The sequence below is a fragment of the Caulobacter segnis genome, from assembly GCF_023935105.1.
Classification (GTDB): domain Bacteria; phylum Pseudomonadota; class Alphaproteobacteria; order Caulobacterales; family Caulobacteraceae; genus Caulobacter; species Caulobacter segnis_B.
The window spans coordinates 5,081,550-5,095,572 of record NZ_CP096040.1; the positions used below are offsets into that span (position 1 = coordinate 5,081,550).

The 14,023-nt window shown below is 67.6% G+C and carries 11 protein-coding genes and 2 riboswitches; of the genes, 4 read left to right on the forward strand and 7 right to left on the reverse strand.

Annotated features, from left to right (window positions below; all coding sequences use genetic code 11):
- Positions 1-5: 5 nt before the first annotated feature.
- A complete protein-coding gene (gene yghU / locus MZV50_RS23615) occupies positions 6-902 on the reverse strand; it encodes a glutathione-dependent disulfide-bond oxidoreductase (RefSeq protein ID WP_252631771.1) in 897 nt (298 codons plus the stop codon).
- An 18-nt stretch (positions 903-920) separates the two neighbouring features.
- Here yghU and MZV50_RS23620 point away from each other — a divergent pair, with 18 nt between their 5' ends.
- Both MZV50_RS23620 and MZV50_RS23625 read left to right on the forward strand, forming a co-directional pair.
- On the forward strand, positions 921-1,562 hold the full coding sequence (locus MZV50_RS23620; protein ID WP_252631772.1) for a hypothetical protein: 642 nt from the start codon (positions 921-923) through the stop codon (positions 1,560-1,562).
- A gap of 267 nt (positions 1,563-1,829) precedes the next feature.
- Positions 1,830-2,405 carry a class I SAM-dependent methyltransferase gene (locus tag MZV50_RS23625; protein ID WP_252631773.1) on the forward strand — a complete coding sequence of 192 codons (576 nt, stop codon included), beginning with the start codon at positions 1,830-1,832 and terminating at the stop codon, positions 2,403-2,405.
- A gap of 199 nt (positions 2,406-2,604) precedes the next feature.
- On the opposite strand, the gene MZV50_RS23630 is transcribed toward MZV50_RS23625, so the two are convergent.
- The 4 genes from MZV50_RS23630 to MZV50_RS23645 all read right to left on the reverse strand — a co-directional run bounded on the left by MZV50_RS23630 (position 2,605) and on the right by MZV50_RS23645 (position 9,967).
- Positions 2,605-3,405 carry an amidohydrolase family protein gene (locus MZV50_RS23630; RefSeq protein ID WP_354668910.1) on the reverse strand — a complete coding sequence of 267 codons (801 nt, stop codon included), beginning with the start codon at positions 3,403-3,405 and terminating at the stop codon, positions 2,605-2,607.
- 226 nt (positions 3,406-3,631) lie between these two features.
- Positions 3,632-5,572 carry a S9 family peptidase gene (locus MZV50_RS23635; protein WP_252631776.1) on the reverse strand — a complete coding sequence of 647 codons (1,941 nt, stop codon included), beginning with the start codon at positions 5,570-5,572 and terminating at the stop codon, positions 3,632-3,634.
- A gap of 86 nt (positions 5,573-5,658) precedes the next feature.
- Positions 5,659-8,361, reverse strand: coding sequence for a TonB-dependent receptor domain-containing protein (locus tag MZV50_RS23640; protein ID WP_252631777.1), 2,703 nt, complete (start codon positions 8,359-8,361; stop codon positions 5,659-5,661).
- A gap of 122 nt (positions 8,362-8,483) precedes the next feature.
- A riboswitch (glycine riboswitch) is annotated at positions 8,484-8,575 on the reverse strand.
- A 3-nt stretch (positions 8,576-8,578) separates the two neighbouring features.
- Positions 8,579-8,669: riboswitch (glycine riboswitch) on the reverse strand.
- A 266-nt stretch (positions 8,670-8,935) separates the two neighbouring features.
- A complete protein-coding gene (locus tag MZV50_RS23645) occupies positions 8,936-9,967 on the reverse strand; it encodes an ABC transporter substrate-binding protein (protein WP_252631779.1) in 1,032 nt (343 codons plus the stop codon).
- 91 nt (positions 9,968-10,058) lie between these two features.
- On the opposite strand from MZV50_RS23645, the gene MZV50_RS23650 reads away from it, so the two are divergent.
- The gene (locus MZV50_RS23650) at positions 10,059-10,727 is read left to right on the forward strand and encodes a response regulator transcription factor (RefSeq protein ID WP_252631780.1); all 669 of its coding nucleotides are present in this window, start codon (positions 10,059-10,061) and stop codon (positions 10,725-10,727) included.
- The gene (locus MZV50_RS23655) at positions 10,724-12,097 is read left to right on the forward strand and encodes a sensor histidine kinase (protein ID WP_252631781.1); all 1,374 of its coding nucleotides are present in this window, start codon (positions 10,724-10,726) and stop codon (positions 12,095-12,097) included. The genes MZV50_RS23650 and MZV50_RS23655 overlap by 4 nt, the downstream gene beginning before the upstream one ends.
- Before the next feature lie 563 nt (positions 12,098-12,660).
- Here the strand turns inward: MZV50_RS23655 and MZV50_RS23660 are convergent.
- Both MZV50_RS23660 and MZV50_RS23665 read right to left on the reverse strand, forming a co-directional pair.
- Complete coding sequence (locus MZV50_RS23660) at positions 12,661-12,942, reverse strand: hypothetical protein (protein WP_252631782.1); 282 nt, start codon at positions 12,940-12,942, stop codon at positions 12,661-12,663.
- A 210-nt stretch (positions 12,943-13,152) separates the two neighbouring features.
- Positions 13,153-14,019 carry an Hpt domain-containing protein gene (locus tag MZV50_RS23665; protein ID WP_252631783.1) on the reverse strand — a complete coding sequence of 289 codons (867 nt, stop codon included), beginning with the start codon at positions 14,017-14,019 and terminating at the stop codon, positions 13,153-13,155.
- Between the last annotated feature and the right edge of the window lie 4 nt (positions 14,020-14,023).

A 14,023-nucleotide genomic window follows, 5' to 3' on the forward strand; every position in this document is an offset into this window, starting at 1 on the left:
AGACGTCAGGCCAGCTTGTCGGCTGTCCGGGTGTCGAAGTCGGAGGCGTCGTGGCGTTCGTGCAACTGCTCGGACGGGTCGCCATGCAGCCGGTTGACCATTCGCCCGCGCCGCACGGCCGGGCGCGCGGCGATCTCGGCATGCCAGCGCAGCACGTTCTCGTAGCTCGCCAGATCCAGGAAGCTGGCCGCGTCACCGTAGAACTTGCCCTGGGTCATTTCCCCGTACCAGGGCCAGATGGCCATGTCGGCGATCGTGAACGCCTCGCCGGCCATGAAGCGGTTATCCGCCAGATGCCGGTCGAGCACGTCGTACTGGCGCTTGGTCTCCATGGCATACCGGTCGATGGCGTATTGGATGTGCATGGGGGCGTAGGCGAAGAAGTGGCCAAAGCCGCCGCCTAGGAACGGCGCCGAGCCCATCTGCCAGAAAAGCCAGTTGAGGGTCTCGGTCCGCGCCCGGATTTCCGTGGGCAGGAACGCCCCGAACTTCTCGGCCAGATAGACCAGGATCGATCCGGACTCGAAGACGCGCACCGGCTCGCCGCCGCCTACGGGCTTTTGGTCGACCAAGGCGGGGATCTTCGAATTGGGGTTGGCCTCGACGAACCCCGAGCCGAACTGATCGCCCTCGCCGATGCGGATGGGCCAAGCATCGTACTCCGCGCCCGTGTGACCGGCGGCCAAAAGCTCCTCCAGCATGATCGTCACCTTCACGCCGTTGGGTGTGGCCAGGGAGTAGAGCTGCAAGGGGTGCTCGCCGACGCGCAGGGGCTCCTCGCGCGTGGCGCCGGCAATGGGCCGATTGATGTTGGCGAAGGCGCCGCCGCCCTGTTCCCAGGTCCAGACCTTGGCCGGCTCATAGCCTGCGGGGAAGCTTTGGGAAGGATCGCGATCGGCCATGAGGTCTTGCTCCGTTGTATGAACCGCCATGTGGCGATTGCCTGGCTGTTCGGCAATCGTCCCTTCCGGCGCAATCGCTCCCGGCGTCCCCAAGCCTGGACGTGCGGGCTCCACGGCGTGAGCGACGTCCTCCCGACAGCAGGCCAGCCGCTGACGCGGTTGAGCTCTGTCCTAAGGCGCGCCGCGGCCGCCGACGGCTGTGAACCGGCGGCGGGCAAAGAAAAAGCCCGGCGAAACGCCGGGCTAGGTAAGGGAGGAAACGCCCGGATTGGGCAGAAGCGCCGCGCGCTTCACCCTTCTTTTCTAGGCGCGAACGGCGCGGCGCCGAATCCAGAAAACCTCATGACGTCCTCAGCGGCCGCCATCGCCTGTTCAAGGGTCACTGTGACGCGAGGGCGTATCGGCGGGCGCCGCTTTGAGCGTCACCGGCTTGGCGGGCGGGGCGGTGCGGATCGCGCGGACGCCGTCACGGGCGAGCACCTCCCACACCGATTCGTCGCGCCAGACCTCTACAGTCGCGGCGGCGGCATGATCACGCAAGAGCTGGAAGGCATGCGCGCGAAGATGGCCCTCGGCCAGGGCCAGAACCTCGCGGTGCACGGCGACCTGATTTTCGCCAGACAGACGAAGGTGAAGGTGGCGACCATGGCCGCAGGCTAGCAGGTTCGGGCTCGCGAGGACCGTCGAAAATCGACCCATGTCGAACCTCACCGAAGCCGCCGCCAAGTCCTAGACCATCCGGGCGGGGCGTCCGGGCAAGGCCAGACGAGCCTGTTCGACGGACCAGACAGCCTGAAGCTTGAAGGCGAAACCCTTGTTGGCGATTGACCAGGGCGACAACGGACGGAACCTTCATCATCTCATGACGACCGTAGGACGCTGCTTGCTCGCCTGCGACGGGCTCCCGCAACCGCACAGACTTGACCTATGTCCATCGATCTCTCTCACGGCTGGAACGACGTGGCGCAAAAGTTCCTGCAAGTGCGATCGCCCATCGGCGCGACCACCGCGCGCCGGTGGGCCAGACAGCTGCCGCCTGGCGGCGACGTCGTGGACGTGGGCTGTGGCTCCGGAGCGCCGATCTCCGCCGCACTGATGGAGGATGGCTTCCAGGTCTTCGGCGTCGACGCCTCTCCGGTTCTGGTCGCGGAATTTCGCCGTCGATTTCCTGGCGCGGAGGTCGCGTGCGAAGCGGCGGAGACGAGCGGTCTGTTTCAGCGAAACTTCGACGGCGCGGTCGCCATCGGCCTGCTGTTCCTGTTGCCGGCCAAGGATCAGCGCCAGGTGATCGAGCGCGTGGCGCGGGCGCTGAAGCCCGGCGGCCGCTTCCTGTTCAGCGCGCCGCGCCAAGCTTGCGAATGGACGGACACCCTGACGGGGCGTCCGTCGCTGTCATTTGGCGAAGCGGAATATCGACGTCTATTGGACGAGGCGGGTCTGGGCTTGTCGGGTCATTTCGTCGACGAGGGCGGGAACGATTACTTCGACGCGGTGGCGCCATAGCGAGCGCGTTTGAGAACAATCAAGCTAGTATGGATTGCGTCCATGCCCTTGACGCCATGGAGTTGGCGGATGGGGCAAAGCAGCGCCAGAAGCGGACCTTGGTTTGCCTCCAGAAAGGCGGCGTTAGAATACGCGCGGACAGCCCATGACTATGGGGTCGGCGGGCGGAAGATCGCTCTAGCGCGGCGCGCGCCTCAGGCTAGCGACCGATCATCGCCCACTCCGCCGGCGTCAATTCGGGTGTCGCATAGGCGGTTGCGAAGTAGGTCTTGAGGCCGCCGGCGAACGGCCAGTCGGACCCGGCGATGAAGTGCTGTGGGCCGATCCTGCGGATTAGCCCCGCCATCGCCGTGCGGCCTTCTGGGGTCGTCTTGCTGGTGAACACCTGGGCCAAGTCGAAGCGCAGGTTGCGGCCGAACTTCGGGTCGCGCGCGAAGGCGTCGGCGAAGGCGCCCAGGGCGTCCAGGGTCACGGCGTCGATCCCGCCCCAGCCAGCGGCGTGGGCTATGACCACGGGCGCATCGCCGGCCTCGGGCAGGACCTTGTCGAGGAAAACCCGCACGTCGCGCGCGCCGTAGTCGGCCGCGCCAGTGCGCACGTGGATCATGATCGTCCAGCCGTTGGCCGCCGCGGCGCGGAACACCGCCGCCAGCTTGGCGACCTGGACAGGGTCGCGGAGATCGACGCCGGAGTTGGTCAGGTGCAGCTTCAGCCCGGTCACGGCGCGGTCGCCCTTCCAGCGCGCGATTTCGCCCAGGGCGTCGGGCGCGGTCGGGTTGACGCTGACGAAGGCGGCGAAGCGATCGGGATACTGCCGGGCGAGGCCGACGGTGAAGTCGTTGGCGTCGCGCAGCACCTGGGCCGCGTCCGGACGCGGCTCGGCCAGGGGCTCTCGGCCAGGTAGGCCGTCGACATCAGCCAGCCCTGCCCAATACCCGCCCCGTCCATGGCCTTCAGTGCGTCCTGCGCCGTCAGCGGCGCGGTAAAGCGCGGGTCGCACGGGCTCTTGCGCATCGGGCTGGCGCAATAGGTCGGCAGGATGCGCAGGATCGCCGGCGAATGGACGTGCATGTGGTGGTCGACCACCGGTCCGGCCCAGGCCTGGCCGGCCAGCAGCGTCAGGGCCAGTTGGACCCAGCCTCGCAGAGAGCTCACGTCCGATATCCTCCCCAGGGCCTCATGAGAAAGGGCGCGAACCGACTGGTCCGCACCCTCGCCTGCCAGCTCTATTGGCCCAGCAGCGTCTTTCGCCAGAACATGATGCTGGTCCAGAAGTAGTAGTCCTCGTTCTCCTTCTTGCGGAAAACGTGACCCTCGTTCTTGGCCAGCACGTGCCAGACCGAGCCGCCATTAGCGCGCACGGCCTTGATCATCTGGTCGGCCTCGGTCGGCGGCACGCGCGGATCGGTCCCGCCCGTGGCCACCAGCAGCGGCGTGGCGATCTTGTCGACGCTGGTCAGCGGCGAAATCTTCATCAGCTGCTCGCGCTGCTTGGGATCGCGCTCGTCGCCATATTCCACCCGGCGCAGGTCGCGACGGTAGGCCTGGGTATTCTCCAGGAAGGTGACGAAGTTGGAGATCGCGACGTAGCAGTTGGCGCCCTTGAGGCGCGGACTGTAGTGCGTGGCCGAGGCGTAGCACATGTAGCCGCCGTACGAGACGCCGTTCACCGCGAAGCGGCTGGCGTCCAGGGCCGGGTCCTTCTCTAGCGTGTCGAGGAAGGCGCCGATGTCCTTGACCGAGTCCTCGCGCTTGAACGGGCCGTTGTCGAGATTGACGAACCGCGCGCCATAGCCGGTGGAGCCGCGCACGTTCGGGAAGAACAGCGCGATGCCCAGCTCGTTCAGCAGGTAGTTGTTGCCGCCCAGGAAGTCGGGACGGGTCTGGCCTTCGGGACCGCCGTGGATGTCGACGATCAGCGGGCGCTTGCCGGGGAACTTGGCCGGGTCGGGCTGGTAGAGGAAGCCCGAGACCTTCTCGCCGTCGAAGCTGGCCACCTCGACGAGCTTGGGCTCGACATTGAGGCTGGGATCCAGGCCGCCGGTCTCGCTGTGGGTCCACTGGCTGACGGCCAGGGTCTTGGCGTCAATCGAGAAGGCGTCGCCCGGCACCTTGGCGCTGGCCATGCTGAGGCCGATCTCGCCCCACGGCGCGATGTCGATAGCCGCGCCGATGCTGTAGGGGATCACACCCGCCGGCAGGCCGGTCACCGGACGCACGGCGCCGGTGGCCAGATCCAGCACCCGCACGCGCGACACGCCGGCCTCGTTGATGGCGTAGACCGCGAAGGTTCCATCCGGCGAGACGGCGTAGTCGCTGACGTCCCAGCGCGGCTCCTTGGACACCGGGACGAAGCCGCCCTTGCCGTCCAGCTTGCCCAGGCGCTGGAAGTCCGAGCCCTTGTTCGAGGTCAGCCAAACCGAGCCGTCACGGGCGTATTTCGGATCGACGTACGAGGCCTTGGCCTTCGGATCGGTAAGGGGCTTCATCTTTCCGCTGGCCAGGTCCAGCTCATAGACCATGGCCTCGTTGACCGACATGCGGTTCAGCACCAGGGCCTTGGCGCCGTCGGCCGAGAAATCGACGATGTTCCAGCCGCCGCCGGTGACCTGGGCGACCAGGCGGTCGGTCTTGGAGTCCTTGGGGTCGACGACATAGAGGTCCATGTCGGCGCCGTTGCGGCGCGACGAGGCGTAGCCGACGAGCTTGCCGTCCGGCGACCAGGCGCCGAACCAGTTTCGGCTCTTGCCGTCGGTGATCAGGCGCGGACGGCCGGCTTCCAGGACGTAGAGCTGGTAGAACTCGTCGCCGCCCTTGTCCTTCTGAACGACCAGGGCGTCGCCCTTGGGCGAGAGGGCTGCGGCCAGGATCGGCTCGTTCTCGAAGCTGATCTGGCGGCGATCGCCGTCGGGCTTGGCGACGACGTGGACCTGATCGGAGCCGCCGAAGCGGGTCTTGATCAGCATCGAGTGGTCGGCCGCGTTCCAGCCCAGGAAGTTGGCGTGGCGCGCCTGCAGATAGGGCGCGGTCGCGGCCGCCAGTTCCTGCGGAATGGCCGGCGCGCCGTCGACGACGATGGCGGCGGGCGGCGCGACGGTCTGGGCCGCCAAAGGGGTCGCGATAGCGCCGGCCAGCAGGGCCAGCGCCAGGGAGTGACGGAAAATCATGTGAGGTAGGCCTCGGAGAAAAAGGAGGAGCGCCGCCGGCGAGAGGTGCTTGGGGGAAGCAGCCGGCGGCGCTGGGTCGGGCGGGCTTAGAAACGCATCCGCGCGCCGACGGTCACATAGCGGCCGATGACGTCGTAGTACGGCGAGTACAGCGACGAGACCGGGGGGGCCTTGTCGAAGAGGTTGGTGGCGTTGGCGTAGAGCTCGACGCCGTGGCCCATGACGTCGGGCAGCTTGGCCTGCACGCCCAGGTCGACATAGGTGTAGGCCTTAATATGGCCGTTCACGAGATCGACGGTGCTGTTGTAGGCGCCCGGCGAGATGTAGCGGGCGCGGATGTTGGCGCTGAACACCTTGCCAGCCCAGTCGAGGCTGCCGGTCATCCGGGTCTTGGGCGTGCCCAGGCCGAACGAATAGCCCTGCGACTTCACGTACTCGATCTTGCTGACCCCATCGTTGGTGGTCAGGCTGTTGACCCAGGTCATCAGCCAGCGGGCGCGGATGCGGCCCGGGGCGTTGGGGATGATGCGGTCGAAACTGGTCGCGTACGAAATCTCGGCGTCGACGCCATCGGTTTTGTAGTTGGCCAGGTTGACGTAGGTCGAGACGATCCGACTGATCGTGCCGGTTCCGTCCCGGGTGACCCGCGAGCACATGTCGGCGTTGCCGTTGTTGCAGCGCGTGACGATGTCCTGGGCCGAGACCGTAGTGATGACATTGTCGATGTCGATGTCGAAGTAGTCGACCGAGATGTTGAAGCCCGGCAGGGCCGGCGGCGAATAGACGAAGCCGGTCGTGAAGGTCTTGGCCGTCTCGGGCGTCAGGTTGGCGTTACCGCCGCCGTTGGTCAGCACATAGACGCTGGAATTGGTCTTCTGGTCGACGATCGTGTTGTAGCCGGTCGTGCTGGTGGTGAAGAGTTCGGTCAGGTTGGCCGAGCGGATGTCGCGCGACTTGGTGATCCGCCCCCGGAAGCCCGGGAAGAACTCGTTGGTGGCGCCCAGCTTCCACGACCAGATCGAGCCGGTGGTGTTGTAGTCGGAGACGCGCGCGGCGGCGTTGACTTCCAGCTTGTTGAACACCGGCACGTCACGGATCACCGGGACCAGCACTTCGGCGAAGGCTTCCTTGACGCTATAGCTGCCGGCCATGGCCGAGAAGCTGAACGAGGTGAAGGCCTTGGCGGTGTCCAGCGCGCCGACCGTGCGGTCGACCGACTCCTTGCGGGCCTCGGCGCCGACGGCGATGGAGACGGGACCGGCCGGCAGCGAGAAGGGCTCGCCGCGCAGGCTGAAGCCACCGACGTCCAGCTTGCTGGTCTCTCGCATCGAGGGCGTGCCGGTGACGTAGGCCAGCGCCGCCGCCGAGGGCGCGCCCTGGCCGAACAGGTTGATCGGCACGCAGTTGGTGGTGGTGGTCAGGGCGATGCGGCAGACGGCCTGGCCGGTGGTCGGGCTGATCACCGAGTCCACGGCGTTGGCATAGTTCTGGGTCAGGAAGAACCCGGGCGTGTCGATATTGTTCTCGTTCTCGCCGTGGCTGTAGTAGGCGCTCCACCGCCAGCCGTCGCCGAACGAACCGTCCAGGGCCAGCGTGCCCTGGGTTGAGACGCGCTCGAAGTCTATCGTCGGATAGGCCTCGGTGTTGAAGCGGCCCATCGTGAAGCTGGTCTGGCCGGCCGCCGCCAGGGCGCTCTTCACCGCCGCCGGCAGGAAGGCGTTGTCGGACTTGATCGTCAGGTTGCCGCGGTTGTGGTCGCCGAACCAGATGTAGTTGTTCCACATCCGCGAGCGGCGCAGCTCGGCCGTCAGCTTCACCTTGTCGGTTAGGTCATAGGTGACGCTGGCCATGGTGGCGTAGCGCTTTTGCGGCGTGACCAGAGGCGACAGGTCGTCGTTCGACGGGCCTTCGCCGCCCACCGAGTTGGCGCCGATCACCGTGCCGGCGTTGAAGACGCGCAGGGTGCCGTCGGGATTGAAGGCCATGCCCTTCAGCACGCCCGACATGATCAGGCCGCCATAGGCCGCATTCGAGAAGCCGACGTTCGGGGCCAGGACGAAACGGCCCGCACCGTTCGAGATCGTGGCCCAGCGGCCGATGTTGGGACGGCTGTTCTTCGGGATGACCCCGTCATTGTCGAGATACTCCGCGCCGATCACGAAGTGGCCGCGGCCGTCGGCGAAGGTCTTGCCAGCCGCCGCCTCGAGACGGACCTGCTTGGCGTCGTGATATGAGGACTCGCCGCCCTCGACGCCGAGCTTCAGGCCCGTGAAGTTGCGGTCGATCGAGATGTTGACCACGCCGGCCACGGCGCCCGAGCCCCACGCGGCCGAAGCGCCGCCGGTGACCACGTCCACGCCCTTGGTCAGGATGCTGGGGATCAGGTTCAGGTCGTTGTCGCCCGAGAAGCGGCGGCCATCCAGCAGCACCAGGGTGCGGCTGATGCCCAGGCCGCGCAGGTCGACCGGGGCGTTGCCCGCGCCGGTGTTGGTGCCGGTGGTCTGGGGCGAGGTCGTGGCGCGGAACTGCGGCAGGTCGTTCAGGGCCGCGGCGATGTTCGGACGGGCGCCGACGCTTAAGTCCTGGGCCGTGACGCGCACCGTCGGAGTCGGCGCCTCGAAGCCCGCGCGGTCGATGCGCGAGGCGGTGACGACGATTTCACCGACATTGGTGTCGTCGTCGGCCTTGGCGGCCTCCTGGGCGAAGGCGGCGCCGTGCAGGGCCAGGACGGCGGGAACCAGGCTGCATCCCAGCAGCAGGCTTCGGCGGGTTTGGCGTGAAAGAGTCAAAACGAGATCCCCTATGTTTCAGCAGTCGACAGTCGCCCTCTCCCGCGCGGCCGCTTGTTCGGTCGCATCTGGTCGCTTCGCGTGGGTGGTCCCACGGCTCCGCCAGGCGGTTCCTCTGCCCCCGCTGTCCTTGGGCCTGAGAGATTCAGGCGCGGTCGCGCCCTTGCTCCTTCGGCGAGGCCGCTCGCTATTGGAGCGGTCCTGCTTTCCAGCGTCCTAGTGCTCTGCGGTCCCTGTTGCCTGAGCGTTTCCGGGGCGGTTGCGCCTTCGGCGTCGGGCCGAAACCCGATCTCTTCCGCGAGAGCCAGGGCAGTACGAAGGGTTCTTCCGGTCCCGTCAAAGCGGCCAAGTTCGGTAGAAATATCCGAAATGGTCCATCACGGAGAAAATTATGACCACGAACTCAACGCGCGGTAGGACGCTCGTCGGCGCGAGCTCGGACCCTTTTCGGCTCGTGACAGGTCGGTGACAGATTGGTGCGCGGGGCGCTGTTCCTCAGAAAAGAAGCCCAGGCTTCGGCGCGGCGCAATGCGATTGAAATATAATCAGATAACGCACGTTAATTGTGCAAATATCATTGTCCGACCGCGCCACGCCGCCATCGCGCCAGGAGTTCGGCGCGTCGCCCCTGGTCGAAATTGGCCAGCAGCGCGGGGCCGACGCGAACGGGCCGACCACCCGCCGACGGCGCCGCGCCCAGGCCAGGGCGGACCGGCGTGAGGCGAACTTCCAGCAGGCGCCGCTGCCCGCTCTCCGACATCAGGTAGTCCAAGAACACCCGCGCCGCGCCGGGATGCCGCGCCAATCGCGTGATGAAGGCCACCCGCGAGATCGACAGGTGATAGTCCTCCGGCACGACATAGCCGACGTCGGAACCGTGGTGGCGCACATACCAGTCGGCGTAGGACCCGTTCATGTCGAAGGCCAGCCAGTGCTCGCCGGAAGCCACGCGGTCCAGCATCGGCTTGCCAGGCACATAGGTCGGCGCGCCCGTCGCCGCGATCGCATCGTACAGGGCCCAGCCGTCCGGATAGGTCTGGGTGTTGCTCGACAGGTAGAAGAACCCCATGCCGCTGCGCTCGGGGTCGTACAGCGCCACCTTGCCGCGCCAGCGCTGGGGATCGGCGCGCAGCGCGGCCAACAGGGCGGCGTGGCTGCGTGGGACCTCGCCATCCTTCAGCAGCCGCTTGTTGTAGACGAAGACAATCGGCTCGCTGGTCATGCCGAAGCCCTGGTCGCGCCACCGCGCCCAGGCTGGCAAATTCTTGGCCTCGGGGCTGTCATAGGTCTGGGCGTAGCCGTCGTTGATCAGCTTGACCTGGGTGTCCATGGCCGAGGTCCAGACGACGTCGGCCACCGGCTTGCCGTTCCTGGCCTCCTCGATCACCCGGGCCTGCATATCGCGCGAGGTCAGGACGACGAATCGCAGCTTCACCTTCGGAAAGCGCCGCTCGAAGTCCTCGATCAGCGCCTGGTGGACGTCGTTGTTGATATAGACGACGACCTCACCCTCGCGCGCGGCCGTCCGGACGTCCGAGCCCCGCGTCGCCTGCCCCGGCGCGCCGGGCGCACAGCCGGCCAGACTCGCCAGGACGACCGCGCCCAAAGCGGCTAGGAGACCCCGTCTCTTGACCTCGCTTGGCAATCGGCGTGGGATGGCGGCCCTCCATGCATGTGCTGCAGCGTCTACATCCCCGATGAAGATACTCGTTGTCGAGGATGATCCGCCGCTCCGGCGTTCGCTGACCGCGACTCTGGAAAGCGAAGGCCACCAGCCCGTCTGCGCCGAAACCGGCGAGACCGCGCTCGCCCTGGCCCTGGCCGCCGGCGCGGATTTCGACGCCGTGATCCTGGACATCGGCCTGCCCGACATTGACGGCTTCGAGATCCTGAGCCGACTGCGACGCGAAGGGTTTCCCACCCCGATCGTCATGCTGACCGCGCGCGACGCCGTACGCGATCGGATCGCGGGCCTGGATATGGGCGCCGACGACTATGTGCTGAAGCCTTTCGACCCGTTCGAGCTGGTCGCCCGGGTCCGCGCGGTGGCGCGGCGCAAGGGCGGCTACGCGGCGCGAACGGCGCATGTCGGCGCCCTGGCCTGCGATTGGGAGGCCGGCTCGGCCTGGATCGGCGACCGGCGCCTGGACCTGCGCCCGCGCGAGTGGGCCGTCTTGAAAGCCCTGGCCACCCGCTCGGGCCGCGTCGTCGAGCGCGACCGGCTGGCCGCCGAGGTGTTTCCCGACGAGGATTCGCCCTCCCCCAACGCGCTGGACATCCATGTCGGTCGGCTGCGGCGCAAGCTGACCCCGGACGGCCCTCGCCTGAGCACGCTGCGTGGCGTGGGCTACCGGCTCGACCCGTGAGCCGCGAAACGCGCCGCTCCAGCCTGGTCGGCCGACTGCTGCTGGCCCAGATCGTGCCGTTGGCCCTGCTGGCGGCGGCCCTGACCGTGGCCGGCGCCCTGGCCGCGCGAGCCGTGGTTGAAAAGTCCTCCGACCGCCTGTTGGCCGGCTCGGCCGCCTCGATCGTCGCCCAGATCGGCGCCCGGGACGGCCAGGCGCAAGTCGCCCTGCCGCCTTGGGCCCTGGGACTGCTGGACAGTCCCGAGCGCGACGCGGTGTTCTATGCCGTGCGCCAGGGCCCACGACTGGTCACGGGCTATGACGACCTGCCGCGCCTCCCCGCCCCCTCGCCGAACGAGACCAACTTCGCCTACGCCAGAATGCGCGGCTATACCGTCCGCATCGTCCAGTCGACGGTGATGGTCCCCGGGGTGGAGGACCCGGTCGTGGTGGCCGTGGCCCAGAGCCTCGACTCCCGCCGCGCCAGCGTACGCGAGCTGCTGTTCAACCTGATCGGGCTGCCGGTGCTGCTGGTCGCCACCGCCGCCGCCCTGGTCGTACCCGCGGTCGGCTGGGGCCTGGCGCCGCTGCGCCGCCTGACCACCGAGCTGACGACGCGGGCCCAAGCCTCGCGCCCCGATCTGACGCCGATCGATGCCGCGGACGCCCCCACCGAGCTGACGCCGGTGGTCGGCGCCTTCAACCACATGATGGGCAGCCTGGAACGCTTCACCCGGGCGCTAGAGCGCTTCTCGGCCGACGCCTCGCACCAGCTGCGCACGCCCCTGTCGGTCATTGTCGCCAACCTGGCCCTGCTGGAACGCTCGGCGGCGTCGCCCCGCGACAAGGCGCTACTGGGTGACTCGCGCAACGCCGCGGCCAACTTGCGCCAGGTGCTGTCGCAATTCCTGGCCCTGGCCCGCTCCGAAGCCGCCGCGGCAGATGGCGAGGCCGATCTCGCCGCTCTGCTGACGACGATCCAGATCGAGGCCGTCCGCGCCTTTCCCGAGGTCGAGGTCCTGGCGCGCCTGCCCGCCGACCTGGGGCTCGCGCGCGGCAACTCGGTGCTGGTCGGCGAGGTTCTGCGCAACCTCGTCTTCAACGCCTGCGCCTATGGCGCCGGCAAGGTAATCATCCTCGCCGCGCCCGACGGCGACGGACCAAGGGTCGTGATCTGGGATCATGGCCGAGGCATGAGCGAAGACGAGCTGCGGAGCCTATTCACCCCCTTCAGCCGGGGCGCCGCAGGCCACGCATCGACCGGCGCGGGCTTAGGCCTAGCCATCGTACGCTCGATCACTCGCCGCCTGAATATCGGCCTCGTACTGCGTCCTCGCCATCCCCGACCAGGGCTTGTCGCAGACCTTCGCTTTTCCGCTCCCCAACCCTGAGATGCTCGATCGCCATTCGGTCAACAAGCATCGCGTGCGGCGAACGAGCGCCAGCTATCGGCCTATGGTTCGACCGCGTGCGTCACGCGATCGTCACTCGAACGGGCCGAGATCGCGAAGCGGGCTCGGCGGCGTCCGGCGTAGCCGGTGCCGTAGAGCGCGGTTGCGCGCGCCAGCGCGCGAGACGCCCAACGAACGTTAAGGGTTCTTGCGGCGTACCTCCAACCGCCGGCGAAAGGCGCAGCGCGAGGTCGCTGTCGCCCTCGACGACCGGGCCCTGACCCGCCTGCCAACGCCCAGCATGCAAGACGAAGCGGCGTCTTCCGCGCAGATGTTGCTCGCCCTGCCGCCCAAGTGACGCGATGTTTTCGTCCTCGACGCCGAGCGCGACGGCGCGGACTGGCGCGAAGCGGCGCGGCTGTCGCTGCACCGCGACCCTATCGGCGATCCGCAAGGGGCGCGGCGCTGCTGGGAGAGCCATCTTGCCCGGGCGCGATGGATGACGAAGGTCGGATACCGTCTCCTGCTTGCGCAATGCAAAGCCGGCGGCTGAGCGGCGCCGATCAATGCCGGCTTGCCTGAGGGAAATGCTCGTCGAGAAAGGTGCGGATCAGATGAGCGCCCTGCGCCCAGAGCGCCTGCGCCGTCCCGCTGTCGGGCGCCAGATCCATGCAGCGGGTGATGCGCTCGACCTCGCGCCCGAGCAGGGAATAGAGCTGGATTTGCCGGGTCGTCAGCCGCCCCGCGTCGAGATCGGCGCGCAGCCCGAGCAAAAAGGCGGGTCCTTGATAGCAGTTTACATAGCTGCGGCTCTCATCGCTGTTCAGACTGTCGTTGGTCTTCATCTATGAATTCAATGAGCCACAAAAGTCGCCCAAAAAGGCTGAAATTCATGGATTTGCGGGACGATTTGTGGGATAGAAATTTCTGGAAACGTTCATTAAGGCTATGTTTTATAGCGTTTTTCGAGCTTCCGAGTGCCCACCCTCTCCGCCACCATCCCTCAAGACATGTGTAAAGCCGCGGGCGTCGACCGCCCTTAATGCGGCATGTCCTCAGTGCAGCATTTGCCGTGGCGGTGAGGCCTCGGCGAAGGCGGCGAGTTCCGCCTCCCAACGTCGGGCGACCCCGATGGTCCGCGCGACGAGGCCGCGCGTCACAGCCAGGGCCGCCTGGTGATCGGCGCCCGTGTCGATGGCGGCTTCCAGAGCCCGGCAGGTCCTGGACAGCTCCAGAAAGCCCATCATGCCTGACGAGCCGGCCAGGGCGTGAGCGTCCTCGCGCACGGTCCGAACGTCGGTCTGGCCAAAGCAGCTGTCCAGCTGGGCCACCAGGATGGCCAGCAGCGAGCGGACGGCGGTCGCGCCCATCGACTCCACCAGATACCGACGCGCCGCCTCGCCGGCGTCGCTCTCCGGTTCGGCCTGGACGGGGACGGAGATGCGCGCTCCAGCGGCCGGCGAGACCTGGATGTGCTCCCTCGCCTGCTGGACGGGGACGTCGCGCAGGACGTCCAGATAGCCCGTCGGTGCGCCCGAGAGCGGGTCGCGCATCAGGACGGGGGTCGATTCCAGCCAGGTCCACGCGCCGGTGCGCCCATGGCGAGCGCGCCAGCGCAGCCGGTCGATCGGCGGGCCGGCGATCAGTCGGTCGAAGATATCGCGAACCCGCTCGACATCGTCGGGATGGGCGATGGCCTGGAGATCCGGCGCGCGGCCGTCCTCGGCCGGATAGCCGATGAGGTCGCGCAAGGCGTCGTTGACCTCGACCAGCCGGCCATCCGCTCCGACCAGGGCCATGCCGATCGGCGCGTGCTGGAAAGCGGTCTGAAACATCCCCGCCTGGGCCGTGGCCAGCCGGGTCATGTGGTCGAGGCGGGCGCGCAGGATCGCGATCTCGTCCTCGGCGATGTCTACGGCCATTCCA